This window comes from Polaromonas sp. P2_G11 (genome assembly GCF_056403595.1).
In genome coordinates, this window is sequence record NZ_JBFUFE010000006.1 from 416,172 (window position 1) to 439,600 (window position 23,429).

Here is a 23,429-nt window from a genome sequence, read left to right on the forward strand (position 1 = left end):
GTTTCCGTTGGAAATTGGGGATTTTGTTTGGCTCAGTCGGCCGCTCTTGCGGCCAAGGCCTGCGCGCAGGCGTAGGCGCTGGCCCAGGCCCACTGAAAGTTGTAACCGCCCAGCCAGCCGGTGACGTCGACGACTTCTCCGATGAAATAGAGGCCTGGCTGCTTCGATTCCAGGGTCTGGGAGGATAAATCGCGGGTGTCTACGCCGCCAACGGTGACTTCGGCCTTTTTGTAGCCTTCGGAGCCGTTGGGGGTGAGTTCCCAGTCGGCCAGGCGTTGCGCAAGGGCCAGCAAGGCCTTGTCGGTGGCTTCGCTGATGGGGCGCTGCAGGGCAGGGTCCCGGCTGACCCATGCGTCGGCCAGGCGGCTGGGCACCAGGGTGGCGAGTTCGTTGGCGATCAGTTTTTTGGAGGTGGCCTTGGCGCGCAGCAGCAGGGCCGGAAGGTCCACGCCGGGTGCCAGGTTGATGCGGATGGGCTGGCCTTCGCGCCAGAAGCTGGAGATTTGCAGGACTGCCGGACCGCTCAGGCCGCGGTGGGTGAACAACAGGTCTTCCGAAAACACGACAGCCTTTTTGCGTTGTTTGGGCGTCGCATCCGCCGGGCTGGTTTCAATCAGCACCGGCAGCGCCAGGCCGGCCAGCTGGGCATAGGGTGCCCAGCCTTCGCCGTCGAAGGTCAGCGGCACCAGCGCGGCGCGCGGCTCCACCAGCCGCAGGCCGAATTGTTTGGCGATGCGGTAGCCGAAATCGGTGGCACCAATCTTCGGGATCGACAGGCCGCCGGTGGCGATGACCACTTGCGGCGCTTCGACCGGCCCGCGATCGCTCTCAATTTGATAGCTGCTTGCGCCATTTCCATAAGGGCTGGAGCCGTATTTGATGCTTTTTATGGTGCAGGGTTGCCAGCGCGTGACATGCCCGGCGTCGCACTCGGCCAGCAGCATGTTGATGACGTCTTCGGCCGAACGATCGCAAAACAGCTGGCCCTTGTGCTTCTCGTGAAACGGAATGTTGTGACGCTGCAGCAACTCGATGAAATCCTGCGGGGTGTAGCGCGACAGGGCCGAACGGCAGAAGTGCGGGTTCTCGCTCAGGAAGTTGGCGGGCGTGGCGTCGCGGTTGGTGAAGTTGCAGCGGCCGCCGCCCGAGATGCGGATCTTCTCGGCCACCTTCTCACTATGGTCGACCAGCAGCACCTTCAGGCCCCGCTGCCCGGCCTGGGCAGCGCAGAACAGGCCGGCTGCACCCGCGCCGATCACGATCACATCGAATTGATGTGTCAAATCAGCCTCTGGGCCAATATGGATGAGCGCAAGCAGCTATAAAAACCATAGCAAATCATGATGAGAAACTTCAGCCCTTCCAGGTAAACGGAAACTTCAGCTGCTTCAAAAAGCCGTTCGGCACGTAGTCGCCCAGCACGCCGTAGCGCTCCGGCCAGAGCCTGGTGCTTTTAACGGCCGTGCCGAAGAGATAGTCGATGAAAGCGTAGTGCGCCGAGTAATTGCGGTCCAGTGCTTCCTGGTCCTGGCTGTGGTGCCAGTGGTGGAAGTTGGGTGTGACGATGACGTAGCGCAGCGGGCCCAAGCGCACGCTCACGTTGGCATGGTTAAAGACCGCCTGGAAACCGACGATCACGATGTAGGCGTCGATCACTTCCTTGGAAAAGCCCAGCACGTAGATGGGTGCCAGGATGAGCGTGCGGGTGATCAAGAGCTCCAGGATGTGCTGGCGCGAGCCGGCGAGCCAGTCCATGCTTTTGGCGCTGTGGTGCACGGCGTGCAGGCGCCACAGAATCGGCACCTCGTGGTAGGCGCGGTGGGTCCAGTACTGCACCAGGTCGGCCACCAGAACGATCAGCAACACGCCACCCCAGAAGGGCAGGCCCTGCACCCAGCCGCGTATGCCGTCGTTGGCAGCCCAGCCGAAGAACTTGTGCACCAGCAAGTTGGTTGCCAGCAACACAAAGCCCACGATCATGTGGTTGACGATGAAGTGGTGAAAGTCGGTTTGCCATTCGGCGCGAAACACCGGCTGCTCTTTGCGCAGCGCAAACAGCTTTTCAATGAAGATGAAGATCAGCGAGGAGCCCAGCAGGTCAAGGATGAACCAGTCCAGGCCGATGTAAGGCGTGTTGTCGGCGAAGTCGTTCACCGGCACCTTGTGCCCACCCAGCAGCGCGGTGGCCACCACCAGCAAAAAGGCGGCACCGGCCAGCCAGCGCGAGCGGTTGAAGATGATGTTGACCAGCGAGATGCCGCCGGCAATCACCAGCGAGGTGAACATCACGATGCGGATCACGTCGACGTTGTAGCTCTTGCGCAGTTCCGGTGTGGTGAGGTATTCGGGGAAGTGAAAGGCCAGCACACCCAGGAAGCACAGCACACCCAGGCTGAGGGCGACCACTCCGCTCATGAGGCCCTTGCCGCGGCGCAGCTCGCCGTGGCTTTCCGTCAATTCATTGAGTTTTTCAAGCATCGCGCCGTTCCCTCTGCTGTTGTTTTGATGTCGGGAGTGTAGCTGTGGGATGAGAGCGCCGTGCAGCGCTTGCCCCGCCTGCACGGCCTCTGGGGGCCGGAGCTTATTGCTTGACGATGACCGGCTGGATCGTGAACACGTTGGGGTTCTTCGGCTCCACGGTGATGCGCACCCAGTGGATCAGCGGGCTGCCGAAAGTTTGCAGGCGGGTGAGGTTGGCCAGCAGCTTGCTGGGGCTGTAGAGGGGCTTGTCGACCTTGAAGAAGTGCGTGTCGCCGTGCACCAGCAACACCTGGCCGGAGAACTGCTCTGTTTCGGCGATGACGCTGCTGATGAAGTTGCGGTATCCGCTGACGCCCGGCGCCTGGCTCTCGTCCCTGTCTTCGGTTTCCGGCAGGTCAAAGCCGGGGTCGGCCTGGATCACCAGCACCAGGCCGCGCGCCTTGCTGGCCTTGGCCTGGGCGAAGGCTTCCTGCAGCCAGCGCACGTTGGCCGCGTCGCGCTCCAGGTATTCGGTGTTGGAGGCTTCGCACTGCGCGGCGGTGCGCGCGCTTTTTTGCGTGCAGTCCTTTTCGTCCAGTATTTTGTTGTTGTTGCTGCCCGGCACATTGAGCGTGGCAAAAATGATGCCGCGATGCGCAAAGCGCGTGTTCTCCACAAACTTCTCGCCCAGGGGGGCCTGGTGAACCAGCGGCAGGGTGCGCTTGCCCAGACTGCGGGTGGTCGGGAACATGGTTTTGCGCAGGTGGGTCAGGCGTTCCAGGGTGTCATAGCCGCCGTTGTTCAGGCGGTGGCAGTCCGTCCATTCGTTGTCGCCGGGTACGTAGATGACGGGCTTGTTCAGCTCGCCGAACATGGTGAGCGCTGCCGCATAGATGTCGTCGGTGCACTTGGAGCTGCCGTCCTTGATGTCGCCGTCGTAAATCGAGAAGGCGATGTCCGACTGGTTGATGCTTTTGAGTAGCGCGGGAATCTTGGGATCGTCGCCGGCTTTTTGGTAGGGCATATCACCCCACAGGCCGAATGAAAAACTTTGCGCTTGCGCAGAGGCCATGCTGAGCGCCAGCAGCGCGACGGCCAGAAAACGGAGGGACATGAATGCTCCAGTCGAAAGACCGGGAGCTTAGGCACAGCGCATGACAGCGGTGTGACGCGTGTTTAGATCGTAAACAGGCGCTTAGGCCACGCGGACTGCGTCAGGATGCGCGGCGGCGAGCGCTATACCGCTGATCACGTCACCCACCACGATGACGGAGGGGCTGACCAGGCCGGCTTCGCGGATGGCGCCGGCCAGCGCGCCCAGCGTGGTGGTGATGTGGCGCTGCGTGGGCAGCGAGGCGCTCTGGATCACGGCCACCGGCGTAGCGGCGGGCAGGCCCGAAAGCAGCTCGTCCTGGATGCGCTCGGAGCCGCTGACGCCCATATAAATCACCAGTGTGAGGCGTGCGCTGTGCGCGGTGGCGGCCAGGGCCTTCCAGTCGGTGCCGGTGTCGCCGGGTTTGGCATGCCCGGTGACAAACACCACGCCATGCGCGTGCTCGCGGTGCGTGAGCGGCACGCCCAGCGAAGTGACGGCGGCCAGGCCGGCGGTGATGCCGTTGATGATTTCCACTTCAATGCCCGCGGCGCGCAGGTGTTCAACTTCTTCGCCGCCACGGCCGAAGATGAATGGGTCGCCGCCCTTGAGCCGCACGACCTCTTCGCCTTCGCGCGCGGCCATCAGCATGAGCTTTTCAATAAAGGCCTGCGGCGTGGACTTGCAGCCGCCGCGCTTGCCCACATACACGACGCGGGCCTCGGGCCGCGCAAACGCCACAATCTCGTCGCTGACGAGGTCGTCCACCAGCAGCACGGTGGCGCGCTGGATGGCTTTCAGTGCCTTGAGGGTCAGCAGTTCCGGATCGCCGGGGCCTGCGCCTACCAAAGTGACTTTTCCGTTGTTCATGATGTCGTGATGTGAGGCTGCTTGATTTGAGGGAGCAAGTGCAAGATATGTTCCACCTGACGGGCGATCGAAGGCGGCACAGGCAGGTCGCCTGCGAGCACGGCGCGAATGTAGTCCGCTGTGGCGGCTGCGTCCACTGTTTTGGGAAAGTCGGGAATGGAGGCCAGCGTGCCGGGCTGTGTCTCTTGCAGCAGTGAGCGCTGCCCGCCGACGAAGGCTTCCATCTGCGGCATGCGGCGCGCATCGGCCACCACTTCGCCTTCGGTGCCGCGCAGCAGCAGCGCATTGGCGCCTGTCAGCTCAAAGGTTTGCGCCATCGACACCGCGTATTCCGGGTGTGTGTAGCTGCTGACGACCAGGCTTTTGCCCAGGCAGGGCGTCATGATCTTGACCAGGCTGTGTGCCGGGTTGCGCAGGCCGACCGCGCGGCGCACGTCCAGCAGGCGTTTCAGCGCCGGCAGCAGCAGCTCGGTCGGGGCAAACACCACCTCGCCATTTGCTATCTTTTTAATAGCTGCTTGCGCAGGTATATCTAGGGCCAGGAGCACTTCTGATGCAAAAACCCGGCTCGATTCGGTGGGTGTGCCGTGGATAAGCACTGGAACGCCCTCACGCGCCAGCAGCAGCGCCAGCAGCGGCGTAAGCACCGGCAACTTGCGCGCGCCGTTGTAACTGGGCAGCACCACGGTGGGGCTGTCGCTGACGGGCAGGTGATTGAGGCGCTGGTGCAGCGCATCGAGGAAACCCGCCATCTCTTCGGGCGTTTCACCCTTGATGCGCATGGCCAGGCAAAAGCCGCCAATTTCGAGATCGGTCACCGTGCCGTCCAGCACCTGGCCCATCAGGTCGGTGGCTTGCTCGCGCGACAAAGCGCGGGCGCCATCCTTGCCGCGACCGATTTCCTTGATGTATTGGCTAATGCCCATAAAGGTGATTGTCCGCTAACGCAGATAACTTTTCGTTATGAACTTAAGCCACTTGCCGGATGGGGATCACGGTACGGGGTGCTGAAGGTGGAGCGTCGTTGCGCGACGACCGCACCCGGCGCTTGAGTTCCGGCACGCACGAACCACAGTTGGTGCCGCACTTGAGCGTGGACTGCAGGGACGCCAGCCGCTCTTCGTCGGTGCCCAGGTGGCCGGCCCCGCCGCCGCCGGTTGCCAGTAGCGACAGGTGTTCGTCAATGGCCATGTCGCTGACGTTAAAGCAGGTGCACACCGGCTTGCCGCGCGACTGCACCGCCACCGGTGGCCTGGCGCCGGGCAGCAACAACAGGCGGCCGTAGGACTGCGCGGCCAGCTCGTCCTGCAGCAGGGTTTTGATCCAGGCCTGGGCGCTGGTATCTCCCGCCAGCACAAAGCCTGCGAGGTGGGCGTCGCCTCCGTTGCGCACCAGGCGCATGGTGCGTCGCTGGCCTTTTTTGCGGTCGGCGTAGCGCAGCACATCGGCCGCATCCAACCCGAGGATGCGTTCCAGCGCGGCCAGTGTTTCGTCAGGCGGCGCCTCATGGCTGGCCGCGCGAAACAGCACGCCGGTGCGTTCGAGGCTGCGGTCGGCCAGCGGTGTGTTGTTGGAAAACGGTACGCAGCTGGTGAAGGGAAATTGCGCCATCAGCGGCTTGAGCTGCTCACGCGCCGCCAGCGCATCGCCCTCGGGCAGCCAGGCCATCGCCAGCAGCGTCCACGGCATTTCGGCTTTCAGGATCTTCACCGCAGCGTGCTTGAGTTCGGGTTGTTTGGAGCTGGGGCAATAAGCCGAGGTGGTGAGCGCATTGACACCCGCCAGCGGTGTGCCGCCGGTCGACTGGCCGCTCAAATACTCTTCGCCCCAATGCATGGCGATAAAGGCCTGGCTCACCGCCACCTCGGGTGAGGCCTGCAGCGGCACCACGATGGAGCCGCGCTTGGATGTCACATGCACCAGATCGCCGTCTTTCAAGAGGCGCCGCGCCATGTCCTGCACATTCATTTGCACGCAGGGCTCGGCCACGTGGCCGAACAGGCGCCCCAGCGTGCCGGTGCGGCTCATGCCGTGCCACTGGTCGCGCAGCCGTCCGGTGGTCAGGGAAAACGGATAACGTGATTCGCGTGGTTCGGCCACCGGCTTGTAGACGGTGTTGACAAAGCGGGCCTTGCCATCGGTGGTGGGGAAGATGCCGTCTTCATACAGCCGCACTTTGCCGGCCGTATCGCCCGGCTTGAAGGGCCACTGCTGCGGCCCATCGTCCAGAAGGGCGTAGCTCAAGCCGGTGATGTCGAGGTCGCGGCCGCGGGTGGATTCGCGGTGTTCGTTCCAGATGGTTTCCGCGCCGGTGGCTTCATCGGTGAGTGAATAAGGGAAGAGGGTAGTGCCGCTTGCCGTGCGGCCGGGCAGCAGCTTCTCAAGCCGCTGGGCAAAGTCCACCGCAATCGACCAGTCATGCCGCGTTTGCCCCGGCGCAGCCACGGCCGGCCGCACGCGGCTGATGCGGCGTTCGCTATTGGTCACCGTGCCGATTTTTTCGCCCCAGGTCGTGGCCGGCAGCAGCAGGTCGGCGTAGTCGCAGCTCGACGTGGTGGAAAAGGCCTCCTGCACGATCACCAGTTCGGCGCGCTCCATCGCGCGGCGCACCGTGGCCTGGTCGGGCATGGACTGAGCCGGGTTGGTGCAGGCAATCCACAGTGCCTTGATCTCGCCGTCCGCCGCGGCCTGGAACATTTCAACAGCTGTCTTGCCCGGTGTCTCAGGCACAGAGGGGATGCCCCACAGCGCAGCAACTTCGGCGCGGTGATCGGGGTTGGCCAGGTCGCGGTGCGCGCTCAGCAGGTTGGCCAGGCCGCCCACTTCGCGCCCGCCCATGGCATTGGGCTGCCCCGTCAATGAAAAGGGGCCGGCGCCCGGTTTGCCGATCTGGCCTGTGGCCAGGTGGAGGTTGATGAGTGCGGCATTCTTGGCGGTGCCGCTGCTGGACTGGTTCAGGCCCTGGCAGTACAGGCTCAGCGTGGTGGCCGAAGTGGCGAAGAGTTTCGCGGCAGCCAGCAGGTCTTCTTTTTTGATGCCGCAGGTCTCGGCCACCAGGTCGGGCGTGTAGTCGCGCACCGTGGCCTTGAGCGCGTCAAAGCCCGTGGTGTGCGCCGCAATGTAGGCCGCGTCAACCCAGCCTTCCCACAGCATGATGTGCAGCATGCCGTTAAAGAGCGACACATCGGTGCCCGGCTGTATACCCAGGTAGAGGTCGGCGATCTCGGCCGTGTCGGTACGGCGCGGGTCGCAAAAAATGATTTTCATCGCCGGGTTGGCCGCCTTGGCGTCTTCAATGCGGCGAAACAGAATCGGGTGCGCATAGGCGGTGTTGCTGCCGACAATGAAAATGCACTGTGCGTGGTTCACGTCGTCGTAGCAGGCAGGCGGTGCGTCTGCGCCCAGCGTTTGTTTGTAACCCGCCACCGCGCTGCTCATGCACAGGCGCGAGTTGGTGTCGACGTTGTTGGTGCCGATCAAACCCTTGGCCAGCTTGTTGAAGACGTAATAGTCTTCCGTCAGCAATTGGCCTGAAATGTAAAAACCGACCGCATCGGGCCCATGCTCGCGGATGATCTGCGCAAAGCTTTCGCTGGCAAAGCCGAGCGCGTTGTCCCAGGACACCGGCTTGGGCGCTTCATGCCGATGTTCGCGCCGCATCGGCTGCAGCAAGCGCGTCTGTCGCGTAACGGCCGCCGTCGCGGTCAGCGCCAGCGTTGAGCCCTTGGTGCACAGCCGCCCGAAATTGGCCGGGTGATCCGGGTCACCGCGTACCCCGGTGATTTCGTCGCCTTGCGACTCAATAATCACTCCACAGCCGACACCGCAATACGGGCAAGTTGATCGGGTATCAGTCATGAATGTTCAGGGAGCCTTCGTGTTTATTCCGGTGATGCGGTTTATGCCGTGTGAGGCGCCTGCACGCTGAAGCTCTCATCACCCAATGCGCCACTGGTTGCACCCGGGCCGGCGCGGGGGGGGTGCAAATCCAGCGCCAGCGTGTCCAGCTCGACAGCGTCGAGGAAGACCTGGCCTGTTTCCACCTTGCAGGTGAATTTGGGCGTGCAGCCTTCGTCGGGCTGCTTGGCGCAGCCGTCCGCCAGGCCGATGGTCCAGTTGTGCAGGGGGCAGGCCACGCTGGTGCCGAACACGATGCCCTGCGACAGCGGGCCGCCCTTGTGCGGGCAGCGGTCCAGCAGCGCAAACACCTGGTCCTGGTCATTGCGGAACACGGCCACGTCAATACCTTTGGCGCGTGAGACACGTCGCGAGCCGAGCACCGGGATGTCGGTGACCAGGCAGATTTTTTTCCATTCAGACATAGTGATCTCTCAATTCAGGCTTAAGACGGGCAGCCGGTCAGGCGGGCGTGAGTTTTTCGAACTGACGGGCGTCTACCGACGCTTCCTTCAGGTCGAACCAGGGGTCCGGTTCACCGTCCAGCGCAAACTGCAGTTGCTCCCACAGGGCTTTGCGGCCTTCGTGGTCTTCCAGGATTTTTTTCTTCACATAGTCCAGGCCGACGCGGTTGACGTAGTGCACCGTGCGCTCCAGGTACCAGCCTTCCTGGCGGTAGAGCTCGCAGAAGGCGCCGGTGTATTCGAGCACCTCGGCGGCCGTCTTGAGCTTGGTGAAGAAGTGGGCCACTTCCGTCTTGATGCCGCCGTTGCCGGCGATGTACATCTCCCAGCCCGAATCGACACCGATGATGCCGACGTCCTTGATGCCGGATTCGGCGCAGTTGCGCGGGCAGCCGCTCACGGCAAACTTGACCTTGTGCGGTGCATACATGCGCCACATGGCGCGCTCCAGGTCCTTGCCCATTTGCGTGCTGTCTTGTGTGCCCATGCGGCACCATTCGCTGCCCACGCAGGTTTTGACTGTGCGCAGGGCTTTGGCGTAGGCGTGGCCGGAAGGCATGCCGATGTCTTTCCAGACGTTCTGCAGGTCTTCCTTCTTGACGCCCAGCAAGTCGATACGCTGCCCGCCGGTGACCTTGACGGTCGGGATCTTGTATTTATCGACCGCGTCGGCGATGCGGCGCAGCTCACTCGCCGTGGTCTCGCCACCCCACATGCGCGGGATGACGCTGTAGGTGCCGTCTTTCTGGATGTTGGCGTGGCTGCGTTCGTTGATGAAGCGGCTTTGCGGATCGTCCTTGGCCTGTTTTGGCCAGGTGCTGATCAGGTAGTAGTTGACGGCAGGGCGGCAGGTGGCGCAGCCGTTGGGCGTCTTCCAGTCCATGAACTTGAAGGTGTCAGAGATGCTGAGCAGCTTGTTGGCGCGGATGGCGTCACGCACCGCCTGGTGGCCGTGGTCGGTACAGGCGCACATGGCCTTGAGCTTGGGCGTGGCCGAGTAGTCGCCGCCGGCGGTGAACATGAGGATCTGTTCGACCAGCCCGGTGCAGGAGCCGCACGATGCGCTGGCTTTGGTGTGCTTGCGTACTTCATCGAGCGTGAACAGGCCCTTTTCCTTGATGGCCTTGCAGATCGTGCCCTTGTTGACGCCGTTGCAGCCGCAGACTTCGGCGTCGTCGGCCATCAGTGCGGCCTTGTTCTGGCCTTCGTGGCCTGCGTCGCCGAGGTTGGACTCTCCGAAAATCAGCTTGTCGCGGATGTCGGCCACACTGCGGCCATCACGCAGCAGCTTGAAGTAGTAGCTGCCGTCCACGGTGTCGCCGTAAAGGCAGGCGCCGATGAGTTTGTCGTCCTTGATGACGAGTTTTTTGTAGACGCCGCCAAAGGGGTCACTCATCACGATTTCTTCAGCGCCGCTGCCACCCATGAATTCACCGGCGCTGAAGAGGTCGATGCCGGTGACCTTCAGCTTGGTGGACGTGAGCGAGCCGGAATAGCGGCCTATGCCGAACTGCGCCAGGTGGTTGGCTGCAACCTTGGCCTGTTCGAACAGCGGGGCCACGAGGCCATAGGCAATGCCGCGGTGGGCTGCGCATTCGCCGACCGAGTAGATGCGCGCATCGGTGACGGTCTGCATGGTGTCGTTGACCACGATGCCCTTGTTGCAGTGCAGGCGCATGGATTCCGCGAGCTGTGTGTTCGGCCGGATGCCGACCGCCATGACCACGAGGTCAGTGGCCACTTCCGTGCCATCCTTGAATTTGATCGAGGTCACGCGGCCGTCTTCACCACCCACCAGTTCCTGCGTCTGCGCGCCGATCATGAACTTGAGGCCGCGGTCTTCCAGGGATTTTTGCAGCAGCTTGCCCGCCACGTCGTCAAGCTGGCGCTCCATCAGCCAGGGCATGACGTGCACCACGGTGACTTCCATGCCGCGCAGCATCAGGCCGTTGGCCGCTTCCAGGCCCAGCAGGCCGCCGCCGATGACCACCGCTTTTTTGTACTTCTGGGCTGTGGCGATCATCTCGTTGGTGTCGGCGATGTCGCGGTAGGCAATCACGCCCTTGAGGTCTTTGCCGGGCACGGGCAGGATGAAGGGGTTGGAGCCGGTGCACATCAGCAGGCGGTCGTATTCCTCTTCGGTGCCGTCTTCGGCGCGGACCACGCGCTTGATGCGGTCCACTTCAACCACTTTTTTGCCGGCATGCAGCGTAATGTGGTTGTCCTTGTACCAGTCCCAGCTGTTCAGCACGATTTCGTCGAGCGTCTGCTCACCGGCCAGCACGGGGCTGAGCAGGATGCGGTTGTAGTTGGGATGGGGCTCGGCGCCGAAGACTGTAATGTCGTAGAGGTCGGGGGCGACCTTGAGCAGCTCCTCAAGGGTGCGAACGCCGGCCATGCCATTGCCGACCATCACCAGTTTTGATTTTTTCATGGGGCTACTCCAGATTGATTCGATGTCATTTTCAAGGTCCAATGTGCAAGCGTCATGCCACGGCGAACGCGGCAGCAGATGGGCAACGGGCGGGCTGGGCGCGGTGAATGGCCTCGGCGCCGGGATAAGGCGCAGCAACGCAGCGGTAGTTCGCCAACACCAGCGGATCTGTCTGATTTGTCAAAAATTGAGTGGAAATCATGATGCTCTCTCCCGGAAAAACAGGGATCCGGGCTGTCAACCCGGTATGAGGCACACCATTACGCACGTCGTTGTGCGCAGAACCCGCAGTGCATTCGCTAAGGTTGGGCGCGTCGTTACGCCCGCTGCAAATGACGCAAGACTTGTGCCATATCATTGGGATTCGCAGCTTTCCCGGCACCGGCGTGGCGGTGGCATGGCCTGCGACTTGCGAACTGTGTCGCTGTTCCCCGCTTAACCTCTTGATTTGTATGACCTCCGCATTGGTAAACCTGAACGGCCCTGGTGGCGCACATCCCCTGGTTTCAGACCTGGAGGCAGCTGGTATCCAGGTACTGGGGCCTGTGGATGAGCGCAGCAAACTGGTGCAGGAAGTGCTTCGGCAAGCACCCGATGTGGTGATTTGCCATGACCCGCTTCCGGGTGATGAGCTTTTCAAGGTGCTGCAGCTGGTGGCTGACACGGCGCCGTGTCCCGTCATTGTTTTCACCAGCGACACAGACGCGGGAAAGATCACGCGGGCCACCGAGGTGGGGGTTCATGCCTATGTGGTCAACGGTTATGGTGCGCAGCGCCTGCGGCCCCTCATTCACCTCGCCAAGGCGCGTTTTACCCGCGAGCAGGCCCTGCGTGCCCAGGTGCAGGAGGCCGCCAGCCGGCTTGAAGAGCGCAAGGCGGTGGACCGGGCCAAAGGTATTTTGATGCGGGCCCGGCAGATGTCGGACGACGACGCTTTCCACATTTTGCGGACAGCCTCCATGCATACCAACCAGCGGCTGGGGCAGGTGTCGGAGCACATCATCCATTCGGCGCGCTTCGCCGAGGATGTCAACCGTTCCGGCCAGTTGCGCATGTTGTCGCAGCGGCTGGTCAAGCTTGCCCTGCTGCAGCTTGCGGGGGTGCAGGCCGCCCGGGCCAAAGAGCTGCTGAAAGAGTCGGTGCTGCGCATCGACGCCAACCTGGTTTCGCTGGGGAAAAGCCTTTCGCAGCCCACATTTGGAGACCTGCTCGGGCAGGTGTCCATTACCTGGGGGCGGCTCAAGATTGCCTTGCAGGACACGCCCGCCGCTGGCAGCATGGCTCACCTGGATGAACTGGCAGACCTGCTTTTGCAGGATGCCGAGCGCATGACCAGCAGCCTGGAGAGCGCCGGCGCAATGCCTCCCTTGCAGATGCTGAACCTGGCTGGCCGGCAGCGCATGCTGAGCCAGCGTTTTGCCAAATATGCCCTGCTCAGGGCCACGGGTGGCAAGGCAACGCTGGCCCGCAGCGAGGCCGGCATGGCCGAGTCCCAGGCGGCATTCGAGCAGGCCTTGCAATACCTGAACGACATTCCGCTGACCAGCAAGGACATCCGCCTGTCGCTGGACCGGGCGGCCATCAGCTGGCAGCACATGCGCGAGGGCGCGCTTGCCATGGACAAAGATCCCCGGCGCCTGGAGGGTCTGGCGACGGCCAGCGAAGACCTCCTCGACGTCTTTGAGCAGCTGTCGGCCCAGTACGAACACAGCATGCAAATGCTGGTGGGCTAGGGCCTGCACGCCAGTCGTGTATTGTTGCGATGCACCAAATTCGGGCATTAAACTTGCTTATCTTGGTGCATGGCATTTGATCTGGACATTGGCTTCGCTTCATTGGCGGGCCGCAAGAACACCAACGAAGACTTTTGCGCTGCGATGCTGCCCGAGGCGGGGCAGGAGGGTATGGGTTCCATCGTGGCGATTGCCGATGGCGTGAGCACAGGCGGCATGGGCCGTGAGGCGGCGCAGACCACCGTGACCAGCCTGGTCCGTGACTACTACGGCACGCCCGAAACGTGGGACACCACCGTGGCCCTGGACCGCATCATCGGGGCGCAAAACGCCTGGCTGGCGGGTATCAACCAGCGCCGCAGTCCGGCCATGGGCCTGACCACCCTCACGGCGCTGGTACTGCGCGGGCAGTCGTACACGCTGGCGCATGTCGGCGATTCGCGGGCCTATCTGCTGCGCGGCGGCAAAACCCAGCAGCTCACGCACGACCATGCAGTCAATCACCCGGACTTTCGGCACCAGTTGCTGCGTTCGGTGGGGGCCGAGGACCATGTGGTGGTGGACTACATGCAGGGTGACCTGCAGGTCGGCGATGTTTTTGTGCTGCTGACGGACGGCGTGCACGGCGTGGTGCGTGACGTGCGGCTGCAGGGTTTTGCCGATCTTGAGGCGTCTGCCGACGCCCAGCTTGCAAGTCAGAACCTGGTCGAGGCGGCCCTGGCGGCCGGCAGCAACGACAACGTGACGGCCGTAGTGGTGCGGGTGCGCGGCTTGCTCGACGCAACACTGCAGGACGTCAACCGCATTGCGCAGACCTTGCCCATTCCGCCCCGCCTGAAGGTGGGCGATGTGATGGACGGCCTGAGTGTAACGGCGCCGGTGGCCGACAACGGCATCAATGTGCTGTATCAGGTGCGCGATCCCGCTACACGGGTGCTGTATGCCCTCAAGACGCTGCACCCGTCGAGGTCGCATGATGAAGAAGAGCGTGCCATGCTGGCCCACGAGGCCTGGCTGGCCCTGCGCATGCAGTCGGGCAGGGCTGCAGGGCATCTGGTCAACCTCCATGAACGCCTGCCGAACGGTCAGGAGCGCAGCGCGTTTTACCTGCTGTATGACTGGCACAGCGGCGAGACACTTCAGCAGCAGCTTGACCGCCGCCACAAGTTCAGCGTGGAGCAGGTGCTGGGCGTGGCCACCCAGGCCGCGCGGGCGCTGGGCCGATTGCACCGCCAGTGCGTGATCCATCGCGACATCAAGCCCGCCAATCTCCATCAGGGCGAAGATGGCGTGCTACGGCTGCTGGATCTCGGCGTGGCATTGAGCGGGCGCGAGCCCGAAGCGATGCGAAAGCTGCACGCCGGCACGCCCAGTTTTATCAATCCCGAGCAATGGGGCTTCAGCGCAAGCAGCACAGATGGGCCGGAGGAGCTGCCCGATGCGCAAAGCGATTTGTTCGCGCTGGGTGTGACGCTGTACCAGTTGCTGACCGCGCGCCTGCCGTATGGAGAGGTGCTGCCCTACCAGGCTGGGCGGTATTACCGCGACCCTGTTGCGCCCAGCCGCATCAATCCCGAAGTGCCCATCTGGCTGGACCACATCGTGCTCAAGGCCGTGGCGCGCGACAAGCGCCGGCGCTTCGAAACCGCCGAAGAATTGTTGCTGGCGCTGGAGCGGGGCGCCTCGCGGCCGCTGACAGCACCGCAGGCCACGCCTTTGATCCAGCGGGATCCTGTGATGTTGTGGAAGCTGCTGCTGGGCGTGAGTGTGCTGGTCAACGTGTTGTTGATTTACTGGTTGCTGTTTTTGCCGAGGTAGGGTGGGTGAGTATTGAATTGGGCTGTGGGGCAATGGGGACGGGCGCAAGTAGCTATTGAATTGATAGCGGCCTTTTTTTGGGGTTGTTGTTAGTTTGATGGAGGCGCTCTCGTCTGAATCCTGCTGGCCGGGGGTTGCCCGGCATGCAACTCACTTTCTTTTGCTTCGCCAAAAGAAAGTAAGCAAAGAAAAGGCGACCCTGGTTCCTGCGTCCCCGCGCTTCGCTACGGGCAACCTGCGGTGCTCGGTCCAGCCGGGGTCAAAAACAACTCGCCTGCGGCTCAAACAAGTTTTTGCCCTGATCCGTTTGGCCCTGCGCTCCTCGGCGCATACACAAGGGGGTGGAGACAGGAATACCAAACAGCCAAAGACAAACCCCGAATACCTGAAGAAACAAGGACACGCCATGGCGTGTCCTTGTTGGTATTGGAGTTGGTATTTGTCTTCAGTCCCCGCTCCCGATTACCCCTTCTGTCTGCGCCGAGGAGCGCAGGTTCAGGCGGATCAGGGATCGCGATTGTCTGAGCGAAGCGAGTTCGAGCGAGACCCCGCCTGAACCGAGCACCGCAGGTTGCCCGAAGCGAAGCGTAGGGTCGCAAACAGCAGGGTCGCCTTTTCTTTGGTGACTTTCTTTTGGCGACGCAAAAGAAAGTTACTTGCCGCCGGGCAACCCCGGCCAGCGGCCTCAGCTAAAGGCGCATCCTCAAGCAGTCCTCGCCCGTCCACCTTTCTCCGCCCAGGTTCGTGTCCACCGAATCTGCATCACCCGCAGCATCACCAGCATGCCCAGCGACAAGGCTGCAAAAAAGAAGAAACCCCACATGTAAGTGCCCGCATACTGCTTGGAGATACCCATGGCATTGGGCACCAGGCCGCCGCCCAGTGCGCCGATTTCCCCGATCATGGAGCCGGCTACCGCAGTAGCCAGGGGCCAGCGTAGCGGTACCAGCTGGAAAAGGGCGCCATTGCCTGCACCCAGTGCGGCAAAGCACAGCATGACCAGCAAGGTGGTGGCCACCAGGGATTTGCTGGCCAGGCCGCATGCCACGAGCGTGGCGGCAATCGTCAGCAGCACGACGCTCAAGGTGTTCACGCCGCCCCAGCGGTCCGAGATCCAGCCGCCGAAGATGCGCAGCGCCGCGCCCATGAAGGCTGCCAGCATCGACAGCTGCCCGGCCTGCACCTTGCTGACGCCGAACTGGTCGTAGTAGTAGGAAGGCAAAAACGTCGCCAGCCCGATGAAGCCGCCAAAACTCACGGCGTAGATCAGGCTGAAAGCCCAGCCGTCTTTTTCGAACAGGCAGGCCACGTGTTCGCGCAGGGTGGCGTGGCTGTCCACATCGTCGGGTTCTTTGGCAAAAAGAATCATCGCGATCATCGGCAGCAGCATGGCTACGGCAGCAATGCCGTAGACCGACTGCCAGCCGAAGCGCTGCGCCAGCGCCGGCGCGACAAGCACGGAGACAGCGGTGCCCACGTTGCCCGCACCGACCAGACCCATGGCCAGGCCCTTGTAACGGGGAGGGAAGGAGCCCGAACCCAGGCTGAGCGCCACGCCGAAACTGGCGCCGGCAATGCCCAGCAGCACGCCCATGGCCAGCAGGCTGCTGTAGGAGTCAACCACGAAGTAGCCGAACAGCAGCGCCACCATGATCAGGCCCATTTCGACCAGCGTGGCATTTTTGCGGCCAATGTATTGCGCCAGCACGCCCAGCGGAAAGCGCATCAGCGCGCCGGCGAAGATGGGAACCGACAGCATCACGCCTTTTTCTGTGGGCGAGAGCTTGTAGGTTTCCGAAATGAAAGGCGCCATGGCGCCGTTCATGACCCAGATGCAGCACGAAAACGCGAAGTAGAAAAACGCCGCACCCAGTGTGGGCGCGTGGCCAGCCTTGAGAAAATTACGAAACCCCGCCATGGTGCAAGCTCTTTCTGTGAAGATGGTTGATTCACAGAAACAGTGCGAAAAGCATGCCAACTTGGGGCACTCAAAATGCACCCTTGCAGCGCAATTTGAGCCTGAGTTGCGGTTTCTTTTGGTGCGACGCACACATTGCGTGCGTGCAGCCGTGCGAATCAACCAAGCCGACCGAGGTCGCGGGCTAGTTTTTGCGGTCCATGTCGACGCAGACCATTGCCGCGTAGTGGTTCCAGCGCAAGGTGATCACGTAGGGGCGCTTGCGTACCCGGGCTTTCATGCCCTGCGCACCCTGCAGCTTGATCGGCACTGAAATCTGCAGCTCGGACCCCAAAGCCTTGCGTGCATTGCCTGCCAGGGTGTTGGCGATTTCACCCACCGCATCAAGCAAGTTGCCATCGCTGAGGTCGGTTTCATGCTGGAGCAGCAAAATCTCGCGCACCAGTTTCCCCGGCATGGACACCACCACATGTCCGTTGTGGCTTCCGGAAAAGGTCACGATGCCGTTGAATTCAAAGGCTTCGATATCTCCCGTGCCGAGATAGGCCGAGGTGATCTGCGGTTCCTGCCGGGTCGTGATCTTGAGGTAATGCCGGATGGAATCGACAAAGAGCTTGAGGTCGTTTTCGTTCAGTGTGGCCATAACAATGTCCTTAGCGCACGTCTGCAACGTCGAGCAGTGCAATCTGCAGCTCTTCGTCGGTAAAGGGTTTGGCAACGAATCCGCGGGCGCCCAGCTTGAGTGCCTGGATGGCTGTCGATTTGTCGCTGAGCGCGCTGACCACCAGTATCTTGATGGACGGGTCGAACTTCAGCAATGCGGTGATGCATTCAATGCCGTCCATCTCAGGCATGGTCAGGTCCATGGTGACGACCTCGGGGCGGGTTGCCCGGGCCAGCCGCACGGCTTCAAGGCCGTTTTTGGCCAGGCCTGCGAGCACCACGCCCTTGATGCCGCCGTTTTGCACCACTCTCGAAATCCGGGTCCGGATCATGTTGGAGTCGTCAACAATCAGCAGTCGCATGGAGAAGCTCCTGTGTGGGGTTTGTGATGGCCATTGCTGGATTGCTTCAGGAAAATTCAGGAAAAAGAAACCTTGAATTCGGTGTGCTGGCCGGGCGTGCTGGAGAGCAGCAGGCGCGCCCCCAGCTGCTGCACGTTGGTCTGCACCAGGTCCAGGCCCACGCCGCGGCCTGCGTGGCGGGAGGTGGCACCGGCCGTGGAAAAGCCCGGCTTGAAAATATGTGCAACGATCTGCTGCTCGCTGAAGCTTTGCAGCTGCTCAGGCGTATACCAGCCCAGTTCAAGCAGACGGCGGCGAACGTCGGCCGCATTCAGGCCCGCGCCATCGTCGCGCACGCTGAGCTGCCACTGGCCGTCTTCGTTCCGGGTGAGGTTGACGGTAATCCGCCCGGACTCCGCCTTGCCCGCAGCGCGCCGCACGGATGGCACCTCCACGCCGTGCACCACGGCGTTACGCAGAAGCTGGATGGCGATTTCGCGCAGCAGGTTCATCTTGTCGGCCGGCATGTCCTGGGCACTCCCCATACGCACCTCGGCATCCACGCGTTTGCCGCAGTCGGTGCCGACCTCGTTCGCCAGCTGGGTCAGCACGGCGTTCAGTCCTTGCGATGCGGAACCGTCCGGGGCGGGCGCCGTGTCACCGCCTGAGCGCTTCTGGCCCAGCGCCTTGAAGGCGCCGACCTTGGCCAGCAGGTCCTCGAGCGGCAAAGGCAGGGCCAGCAGAGCGTCGCCGGTGGCGGCGCCGTTGTCCTTGAGCTTTTGCAACTCGCTTTCGAACTGATGGGCCAGTGTGGCCAGGATTTCCAGTCCGAGCGACGCTGCGTCGCCCTTGAAGGCGTGGATGCGGCGGTAGGCGCCGTCCACAGCTTTGAGCACCTGGACTTCCGAGGCGGCTGATGAAGTGCTTCGCAGCAGGTCGTTGACTTCCAGCAGGGACGCTTCAGCTCGCTCTACAAAAGCGCGCATCATGGCCGGCTCCGTCTCGAAAGCCTTGAGCATCATGGACAGCTCTTTTTGCGAGCGCTGGCGTTCGCCGGTCAACCGGGCCTGCAACTCGACTTTTTGCGTGATGTCCTGCACGGTGACCAGCAGATGCCGCACGGTGTTGCCGTCCTGCACCCGGTTGAAATGGAACGAAAGGTAGCGCTTGGTGTCCTGGCCCAGCCGGTTCCTGACGGTGAGTTCCACCTCCGACAGCGGGTTGATGCCCTGGATCAGCTGCTCCTTGACGTGTGGAGAGAACAGCAACTCGACATAGTCCCGCGCATCGGTCAATGCCTTGTCGGAAACCAGGGTGGACAGCTGGTAGAAGAAGTTTTGCCCCGGTGCCAGCGTTTTGCCGAACAGTGCATGGGTCGAACGGGACAACTGGGAACCGAGCTGGTGTTGGGGTGTCAGCAGGAACAGGCCTTCGCGCACGCTGGCGAGAATCTCCCGGTTTTCTTCGGTGGCAGCTTCAATCGCGGCGTCTGAAGTTTTGAGGCGGCGCAGGAACTTGAACAGAATGAAGGCGAAATTCAGCAGTGCCAGCACGATACCGCCGGTTTGCACCATGCGCAGCACGCTGGCACGCGAGGCGCCTATCTGCTGCGTTTCGGTCACGAAGTCGTTGGCCGCGCCCAGCAGCTGGATGTTGTAGGTCTGGCTGTAGGCCAGCGCGGCGGCCAATTCCTGCTGCGTGAAGTTGTCGCCTGCCAGCAGCGGCTGGAGCAGGGCGAAGTAGGGCTTCCAGATTTGCTCCACCTTTTCCTCGAGCTCACGGCCGCGGCTGGACACCACCGGCTCCAGGTAGACAGGTTTGCCGTCGCCGCCGGGAATGGTGCCGCCTTCGCGAAACGCCAGCTGCGACACCTGGAAGATTTTGGCGCCCGCACGCAGCTCCGCCAGGGTGTCGGCCCTGTAGGGCGCACCCGAGACGCGCATGGCATCAAGCTCCAGCAGGGTGCGCGCGACGCGTTGCGAGACGACGCGCTGGCGGCCGGAAAGGTTGATGGCCACGGTGTCCTGGTCAATCTTGAACGAGGTGTAGAAGTTCAGGACCAGCACACCCAGGTCAAACAGCAGGAAAAACGCGACTGCGATGATGATTTCACGGTACTTGCCGAGCGAGGAGAGGCCGTGCGATGCTGACGGCCGCGTGCTGGCTGGTGCGCCATGGGCGATTCTGTCGGCGCCGGGGATTGGCAAAACTGCAGACATTAAAAACCTCCCTTTGAAAATCCCGGAGCGGCTTGTTTGCCGCTTTTCCGGTCTGGCCTTTTCAGGCTGCTTTTTCGACGTGGCCCTGGCGGGTGTAAAGGAAATCGATCACGGCCTTGCGGTAACCCAGGTAACGGATGTCTTCGGCCAGCGCCACGCGGGAACGTGGGCGGGGCAGCTCTACTGGCAACACTTCGCCGATCGTGGCGGCGGGACCGTTGGTCATCATTACAATGCGGTCGCTCAGGAGAACGGCTTCGTCGACATCGTGGGTCACCATCACGACCGTGCTTTGCGTGGTGGCGACGATCTGCAGCAGTTCATCCTGCAGCTTGGCGCGGGTCAGCGCATCAAGGGCACCGAAAGGCTCGTCCAGCAGCAACACCTTGGGTTCCATCGACAGTGCGCGTGCAATGCCGACGCGCTGCTTCATGCCGCCCGAAATCTCGCCGGGACGTTTTTGCGCCGCTGGCGTCAGCCCGACCATGGCCAGTGCGGCGTCGGTGCGGGCCTTGAGCTGGGCCTTGTTTTCCGTGGCCGCAAAAACCCGCTCGACGGCAAGGTAAACGTTCTCGAAGCAGGTGAGCCAGGGCAGCAACGAATGGTTCTGGAATACGACGGCCCGCTCGGGTCCGGGGCCGGCGATTTCGCGGTTGGCGCACAGCAGGCTGCCCTCGGTGGGTGTGGTCAGGCCGGCAATCAGGTTGAGCAGCGTGGATTTGCCGCAGCCTGAATGGCCGATCAGTGTGACGAACTCGCCCTTGGCTACCGTGAGGTTGATGTTCTGCAGTGCGCAGAACGGCCCCTTTTTGGTCTTGAAAGTTTGCTCTACGCCCTGGATCTCGATGTACTTGGTAGTGAAGGATGTCATGGCTTGGTTCTCCTTTTGTTCGAGCGGTTCAGTTCTTGACTTCTTCAAACGTGAAGGCTGTTGCAAGCTTGATCAGTGCGAACTCCAGCACCAGCCCGACGATGCCGATCACGAAGATCGCGATGATGATGTTCTTGACGTTGAGGTTGTTCCACTCGTCCCAGACCCAGAAGCCGATGCCGACGCCACCGGTCAGCATCTCGGCGGCCACGATCACCAGCCAGGCGGTGCCGACAGCCAGACGAACGCCGGTCAGCATGTAGGGCAGCACGGCAGGAAAGAGGATCTTGGTCACGATCTTCCACTCGCTGAGATTGAGCACACGCGCCACGTTCATGTAGTCCTGCGGCACGCGTTGTACACCGACAGCCGTGTTGATGATCATGGGCCAGATGGAGCAAATGAAGATGGTCCAGATAGCAGCCGGGTTGGCACCCTTGAAGACCAGCAGACCAATCGGCAACCAGGCTAGCGGCGACACCGGGCGCAAGAGGCTGATCAGCGGGTTGAACATGCGGCTCAAAAAATTGAAGCGACCGATCATGAAGCCGACCGGTATGCCGACGACGGCCGCCATGCCAAAGCCCATGGCCACGCGCTTGAGCGACGACAGCACGTTCCAGCCCACGCCCTGGTCATTCGGCCCCTTGCTGTAAAACGGGTCGCTGAAGATCTGCACCGCCTGCACAAAGGTGTCTTTGGGCGAGGGAATGCTGCCGGCCGTGCCCATGAAAACAAGCTCCCAGATCAGCACCAGCAAACCGAGGCCCAACAGGGGGGGCAGGATGGTGAGCCAGAGCCAGGAGGCATCGCGGGATGGCTTGGTGGCGGGCATGGGTTTTATTGAAACGTTCATGTTGTTTTTGGCTGCGGAGCCCGTTGGATAAGCGCCGCCAGCTATCGAATTGATAGCGACGGCCTCTCTGGGCCTTTCGTTGCTGCGGCTTGCAGGGGTTGCCGCCTCCAGCGGGTTGTGAAATACGGCACTGACCATGGCGTCACCTCTTTACGTGGGAAGGTTGGGTGGGGTGTAGCGTGGATATAGCGTGGGTGTTCAGGCGTGAACCTTGAAACTGTCGGCGTATTTTTTCGGGTCCTTGCCGTCCCACACCGTGCCGTCCATCAGCTTGCTGCTGCGCATGATGTCTTTGGGAACGCTCGCCTTGGCAGCCGTCGCGGCCTGTTTGTAGACGTCGATGTGATTGATCTGTTTGGCGATGCCCAGGTAGTCCGGATGCTCCTTGATCAGGCCCCAGCGTTTGTGCTGCGTGAGGAACCACATGCCGTCGGACAGGTAAGGGAAGCTCACCGCACCGTCGTTGTAGAACTTCATGTAGTTCGGGTCGTCCCAGGTCTTGCCCATGCCGTTCTGGTAGCGGCCCAGGATGCGCTGGTTGATGGCGTCCACGCTGGTGTTGACGTAGCTCTTGTCGGCCACGGTCTCGGCCATCTTGTTTTTGTTGGAGAGGCTGGCGTCAATCCACTTGCCGGCTTCGATGATGGCGGCGGTCACGGCGCGCGCTGTATTGGGGTATTTTTTGACGAAGTCGGCCGTGGTGCCCAGCACTTTTTCAGGGTGGTCTTTCCAGACGTCCTGGGTGGTCACGGCGGTCACGCCTATGCCGTCGATGATGGCGCGGTGGCCCCAGGGCTCGCCCACGCAGAAGCCGTCCATGTTGCCCACGCGCATGTTGGCCACCATTTGCGGTGGCGGCACGGTGATGACCTTGGCGTCCTTCATCGGGTTGATGCCGTTGGCGGCCAGCCAGTAGTAAAGCCACATGGCGTGCGTGCCGGTCGGGAAGGTCTGGGCGAAGGTGTATTCGCGCTTGTCGCTGGCCATGAGCTTGGCCAGGCCCGGGCCGTCGATGGCGCCCTTGTCGGCCAGTTTCTTGGACAGCGTGATGGCCTGGCCGTTGTTGTTGAGCGTCATCAGCACAGCCATGTCTTTCTTGGGGCCGGCTGTGCCCATGTGGACGCCGTAGACCAGGCCGTAGAGCACATGGGCGAAGTCCAGTTCGCCGTTGACCAGCTTGTCGCGTACGCCGGCCCAGCTGGCTTCCTTGGTCGGGATGATCTTGACGCCGTATTTCTGGTCAATGCCCAGCACTGAGGCCATGACCACCGAGGCGCAGTCGGTCAGCGGAATGAAGCCGATCTTGACTTCCTTCTTCTCTGGTGCGTCTGAGCCCTGGGCATAGACGGCAGCGCGCAGGGCGGGGTTGATGCCCACGGCGCCCACGGCCGCGGCCTGCAGCACGGTACGGCGAGTCAGCGAAGATTTCAGCAGTTCAGTCATGTCAGCGGCTCCTGATAGTTAAAACGAAAGACAAAAACAAAAAGGCGCTCGACCCGGGCAACACGTTGAACGTGATGCAGGGTGCGAACGCCTTTGTTCCTTGGGGGCACCACACACTTCGCCATTGAAGTGCTGTGCCGGTTGGCCATCTTTGACCAGTGCCTAGGGCATTGCAAAAGCTGTGCCAGCGATGCTGAGTGCTGTGACAGCGGGTCGTTTTGAGAAGGGAAAGTGCCCGGACGCACTGCCTGCACCAGTGGCTGCGGGGAAAGGCGGTGCGAGGCGGTGGTTTGATGCTTGCACCGTATTTGTGCGGTGCACCAATTGAGGGTTACCTGAGATCAGGCCC

At 62.1% G+C, this 23,429-nt stretch carries 18 protein-coding genes; 2 read left to right on the forward strand and 16 right to left on the reverse strand.

The genetic code is table 11. From position 1 onward, the window contains the following. Positions 1 to 32: 32 nt before the first annotated feature. The 9 genes from AC1DWQ_RS22150 to AC1DWQ_RS22190 all read right to left on the reverse strand — a co-directional run bounded on the left by AC1DWQ_RS22150 (position 33) and on the right by AC1DWQ_RS22190 (position 11,420). Entirely contained in the window at positions 33 to 1,283 is a 1,251-nt protein-coding gene (locus AC1DWQ_RS22150; protein ID WP_477671568.1) for a BaiN/RdsA family NAD(P)/FAD-dependent oxidoreductase, read from the reverse strand. Between the two features lie 70 nt (positions 1,284 to 1,353). Next, positions 1,354 to 2,478: a sterol desaturase family protein gene (locus AC1DWQ_RS22155; RefSeq protein ID WP_477671569.1), complete on the reverse strand. Its 1,125-nt coding sequence runs from the start codon at positions 2,476 to 2,478 to the stop codon at positions 1,354 to 1,356. A 103-nt stretch (positions 2,479 to 2,581) separates the two neighbouring features. Further along, positions 2,582 to 3,574 carry a hypothetical protein gene (locus AC1DWQ_RS22160; RefSeq protein WP_477671570.1) on the reverse strand — a complete coding sequence of 331 codons (993 nt, stop codon included), beginning with the start codon at positions 3,572 to 3,574 and terminating at the stop codon, positions 2,582 to 2,584. Between the two features lie 81 nt (positions 3,575 to 3,655). Further along, positions 3,656 to 4,423, reverse strand: a complete 768-nt coding sequence (gene cobA / locus AC1DWQ_RS22165; RefSeq protein WP_477671571.1) for a uroporphyrinogen-III C-methyltransferase — start codon at positions 4,421 to 4,423, stop codon at positions 3,656 to 3,658. Next, complete coding sequence (gene ybiB, locus AC1DWQ_RS22170) at positions 4,420 to 5,349, reverse strand: DNA-binding protein YbiB (protein WP_477671572.1); 930 nt, start codon at positions 5,347 to 5,349, stop codon at positions 4,420 to 4,422. Before ybiB ends, cobA begins: the two co-directional genes overlap by 4 nt. 43 nt (positions 5,350 to 5,392) lie before the next feature. Beyond that, positions 5,393 to 8,281: a nitrate reductase gene (locus tag AC1DWQ_RS22175; protein WP_477671573.1), complete on the reverse strand. Its 2,889-nt coding sequence runs from the start codon at positions 8,279 to 8,281 to the stop codon at positions 5,393 to 5,395. A 41-nt stretch (positions 8,282 to 8,322) separates the two neighbouring features. After that, positions 8,323 to 8,745, reverse strand: coding sequence for a nitrite reductase small subunit NirD (gene nirD, locus AC1DWQ_RS22180; RefSeq protein WP_477671574.1), 423 nt, complete (start codon positions 8,743 to 8,745; stop codon positions 8,323 to 8,325). 37 nt (positions 8,746 to 8,782) lie between these two features. After that, positions 8,783 to 11,218: a nitrite reductase large subunit NirB gene (nirB, locus tag AC1DWQ_RS22185; protein ID WP_477671575.1), complete on the reverse strand. Its 2,436-nt coding sequence runs from the start codon at positions 11,216 to 11,218 to the stop codon at positions 8,783 to 8,785. A gap of 52 nt (positions 11,219 to 11,270) precedes the next feature. Continuing rightward, on the reverse strand, positions 11,271 to 11,420 hold the full coding sequence (locus AC1DWQ_RS22190; RefSeq protein WP_477671576.1) for a hypothetical protein: 150 nt from the start codon (positions 11,418 to 11,420) through the stop codon (positions 11,271 to 11,273). Between the two features lie 250 nt (positions 11,421 to 11,670). On the opposite strand from AC1DWQ_RS22190, the gene AC1DWQ_RS22195 reads away from it, so the two are divergent. Together AC1DWQ_RS22195 and AC1DWQ_RS22200 are read left to right on the forward strand one after the other, a co-directional pair. After that, on the forward strand, positions 11,671 to 12,951 hold the full coding sequence (locus AC1DWQ_RS22195) for a type IV pili methyl-accepting chemotaxis transducer N-terminal domain-containing protein (RefSeq protein ID WP_477671577.1): 1,281 nt from the start codon (positions 11,671 to 11,673) through the stop codon (positions 12,949 to 12,951). 69 nt (positions 12,952 to 13,020) lie between these two features. Next, entirely contained in the window at positions 13,021 to 14,769 is a 1,749-nt protein-coding gene (locus tag AC1DWQ_RS22200) for a bifunctional protein-serine/threonine kinase/phosphatase (RefSeq protein WP_477671578.1), read from the forward strand. Positions 14,770 to 15,472: 703 nt separating this feature from the next. Here the strand turns inward: AC1DWQ_RS22200 and AC1DWQ_RS22205 are convergent. The 7 genes from AC1DWQ_RS22205 to AC1DWQ_RS22235 form a co-directional block, all read right to left on the reverse strand. Beyond that, positions 15,473 to 16,687, reverse strand: a complete 1,215-nt coding sequence (locus AC1DWQ_RS22205) for an MFS transporter (protein ID WP_477671579.1) — start codon at positions 16,685 to 16,687, stop codon at positions 15,473 to 15,475. 184 nt (positions 16,688 to 16,871) lie between these two features. Next, positions 16,872 to 17,330 (reverse strand): chemotaxis protein CheX, encoded by a 459-nt coding sequence (locus tag AC1DWQ_RS22210; protein WP_431097274.1) that lies wholly within the window; start codon positions 17,328 to 17,330, stop codon positions 16,872 to 16,874. A 10-nt stretch (positions 17,331 to 17,340) separates the two neighbouring features. Next, the gene (locus AC1DWQ_RS22215) at positions 17,341 to 17,712 is read right to left on the reverse strand and encodes a response regulator transcription factor (protein WP_457279080.1); all 372 of its coding nucleotides are present in this window, start codon (positions 17,710 to 17,712) and stop codon (positions 17,341 to 17,343) included. Between the two features lie 56 nt (positions 17,713 to 17,768). Further along, positions 17,769 to 19,910 (reverse strand): ATP-binding protein, encoded by a 2,142-nt coding sequence (locus tag AC1DWQ_RS22220; RefSeq protein ID WP_477671580.1) that lies wholly within the window; start codon positions 19,908 to 19,910, stop codon positions 17,769 to 17,771. Positions 19,911 to 19,971: 61 nt separating this feature from the next. After that, positions 19,972 to 20,781, reverse strand: a complete 810-nt coding sequence (locus AC1DWQ_RS22225) for an ABC transporter ATP-binding protein (protein WP_477648110.1) — start codon at positions 20,779 to 20,781, stop codon at positions 19,972 to 19,974. Between the two features lie 28 nt (positions 20,782 to 20,809). Then, positions 20,810 to 21,775, reverse strand: a complete 966-nt coding sequence (gene ntrB, locus AC1DWQ_RS22230; protein WP_477671581.1) for a nitrate ABC transporter permease — start codon at positions 21,773 to 21,775, stop codon at positions 20,810 to 20,812. A 60-nt stretch (positions 21,776 to 21,835) separates the two neighbouring features. After that, positions 21,836 to 23,080, reverse strand: a complete 1,245-nt coding sequence (locus AC1DWQ_RS22235) for a CmpA/NrtA family ABC transporter substrate-binding protein (RefSeq protein ID WP_477671582.1) — start codon at positions 23,078 to 23,080, stop codon at positions 21,836 to 21,838. Positions 23,081 to 23,429 lie beyond the last annotated feature (349 nt).

Bases quoted from the DNA above. Each gene is read 5' to 3' on its own strand.
- AC1DWQ_RS22235 (WP_477671582.1), bottom strand. From the start codon at position 23,080: ATGACTGAACTGCTGAAATCTTCGCTGACTCGCCGTACCGTGCTGCAG.
- ntrB (WP_477671581.1), bottom strand. From the start codon at position 21,775: ATGGTCAGTGCCGTATTTCACAACCCGCTGGAGGCGGCAACCCCTGCA.
- nirB (WP_477671575.1), bottom strand. From the start codon at position 11,218: ATGAAAAAATCAAAACTGGTGATGGTCGGCAATGGCATGGCCGGCGTT.
- cobA (WP_477671571.1), bottom strand. From the start codon at position 4,423: ATGAACAACGGAAAAGTCACTTTGGTAGGCGCAGGCCCCGGCGATCCG.
- AC1DWQ_RS22155 (WP_477671569.1), bottom strand. From the start codon at position 2,478: ATGCTTGAAAAACTCAATGAATTGACGGAAAGCCACGGCGAGCTGCGC.
- AC1DWQ_RS22225 (WP_477648110.1), bottom strand. From the start codon at position 20,781: ATGACATCCTTCACTACCAAGTACATCGAGATCCAGGGCGTAGAGCAA.
- ybiB (WP_477671572.1), bottom strand. From the start codon at position 5,349: ATGGGCATTAGCCAATACATCAAGGAAATCGGTCGCGGCAAGGATGGC.
- AC1DWQ_RS22220 (WP_477671580.1), bottom strand. From the start codon at position 19,910: ATGTCTGCAGTTTTGCCAATCCCCGGCGCCGACAGAATCGCCCATGGC.
- AC1DWQ_RS22160 (WP_477671570.1), bottom strand. From the start codon at position 3,574: ATGTCCCTCCGTTTTCTGGCCGTCGCGCTGCTGGCGCTCAGCATGGCC.
- AC1DWQ_RS22215 (WP_457279080.1), bottom strand. From the start codon at position 17,712: ATGCGACTGCTGATTGTTGACGACTCCAACATGATCCGGACCCGGATT.
- AC1DWQ_RS22175 (WP_477671573.1), bottom strand. From the start codon at position 8,281: ATGACTGATACCCGATCAACTTGCCCGTATTGCGGTGTCGGCTGTGGA.
- nirD (WP_477671574.1), bottom strand. From the start codon at position 8,745: ATGTCTGAATGGAAAAAAATCTGCCTGGTCACCGACATCCCGGTGCTC.
- AC1DWQ_RS22200 (WP_477671578.1), top strand. From the start codon at position 13,021: ATGGCATTTGATCTGGACATTGGCTTCGCTTCATTGGCGGGCCGCAAG.
- AC1DWQ_RS22195 (WP_477671577.1), top strand. From the start codon at position 11,671: ATGACCTCCGCATTGGTAAACCTGAACGGCCCTGGTGGCGCACATCCC.
- AC1DWQ_RS22210 (WP_431097274.1), bottom strand. From the start codon at position 17,330: ATGGCCACACTGAACGAAAACGACCTCAAGCTCTTTGTCGATTCCATC.
- AC1DWQ_RS22190 (WP_477671576.1), bottom strand. From the start codon at position 11,420: ATGATTTCCACTCAATTTTTGACAAATCAGACAGATCCGCTGGTGTTG.
- AC1DWQ_RS22205 (WP_477671579.1), bottom strand. From the start codon at position 16,687: ATGGCGGGGTTTCGTAATTTTCTCAAGGCTGGCCACGCGCCCACACTG.